The following is a 1,438-nucleotide window of genomic DNA, read 5'->3' on the forward strand; positions in this document are numbered from 1 at the left end:
TCCCGCCGGGGGTCGCGGCGATCGTCCTGCCGATCACGCCGGGCCGGCCGCTCGGGCTCCCGCATGAGGAAGTCGGCGGAGTTCCTGGACTGGGTGGCGAGGGCGGCGGCGATGTCGGCCATCGAGACCGAGTGTTCGGCGGCGTACTCCTCCACGAGGCGGCGGAACATCGCCAGGTTCGGGTCGTTCAGGCTCTCCGTGATCGACTGGGCGAACTTGGCCATGCGCATCTCGTTGACGTCGTCCACGCTCGGCAGCTGGATCTCCGTCAGCGGCTGCCTGGTGGCCCGCTCGATCTGCGAGAGCAACCGCCGTTCCCGCGGGGTGACGAACAGCAGCGCCTGGCCACTGCGACCCGCGCGGCCCGTGCGGCCGATCCGGTGGACGTACGACTCCGTGTCATGCGGGATGTCGTAGTTGACCACGTGGCTGATCCGGGGCACGTCCAGACCACGCGCTGCGACGTCCGTGGCCACCAGGATGTCGGTCCGACCGTCCTTGAGCGCCTCGATGGTCCGCTCGCGAAGGTTCTGGGGGATGTCGCCGTTGATCGGTGCCGCGGAGAACCCACGGGCCCGCAGACGTTCCGCCAGCTCCTCCGTGGCCGATTTGGTGCGGACGAACAGGATCATCGCGTCGAAGTCCTCGACCTCGAAGATCCGCGTCAGCGCGTCGAGTTTGTCGCGGTGGTTCACCAGCACATAACGCTGCTGGATGGTCGGCGCCGTGGCCGTCTTCGAGGCGACCTTCACCTCGGCCGCGTCGGTGAGGTACTTCTGGGAGATCCGGCGGATGGCAGCCGGCATCGTGGCCGAGAACAGCGCGACCTGGGTGGACTGCGGGGTGTCCGAGAGGATCCGTTCGACATCCTCCTGGAAGCCCATCGCGAGCATCTCGTCGGCCTCGTCGAGGACGAGATGACGCAGGCCCGACAGGTCGAGCGTGCCCTTCTTCAGGTGATCGATCACCCGACCGGGCGTCCCCACGATGATCTGTGCCCCCCGCCGCAGACCGGAGAGCTGGATCCCGTAGGCCTGCCCACCGTAGATCGGCAGGACGCTGACCTGAGGCATGTTGGCGGAATAGGTGATGCACGCCTCGGCGACCTGCAGCGCGAGCTCGCGGGTGGGGGCCAGCACGAGCGCCTGCGGGCTCTTGACCGACGGGTCGATGAGGGAGAGGATCGGCAGCGCGAAGGCCGCGGTCTTGCCGGTTCCGGTCTGCGCCAACCCCACGACGTCGCGGCCCTCCATCACCAGCGGGATGATGGCCGCCTGGATGCCCGAGGGGACCTCGTACCCGACGTCCTTGACCGCCTTGGCGACGGCCGGGTCGAGCCCCATGTCGGCGAACGTGACGGCGTCGTCGCCCGCGTTCTCCGCGGCGGTCTCCGCGGCCGGGGCGCGCTTCCCCGAGGCGCCTCCGCTCGACGCGGGCT

Annotated in this window: 1 protein-coding gene; it reads right to left on the reverse strand. The window is 69.3% G+C overall.

The annotated features are described in order from the left end of the window. On the reverse strand, positions 1 to 1,438 hold a 1,438-nt coding region (locus IY392_RS12520), incomplete at both ends, for a DEAD/DEAH box helicase (protein WP_309234177.1).

It is taken from the genome of Dietzia sp. SYD-A1 (genome assembly GCF_015356725.1).
Classification (GTDB): domain Bacteria; phylum Actinomycetota; class Actinomycetes; order Mycobacteriales; family Mycobacteriaceae; genus Dietzia.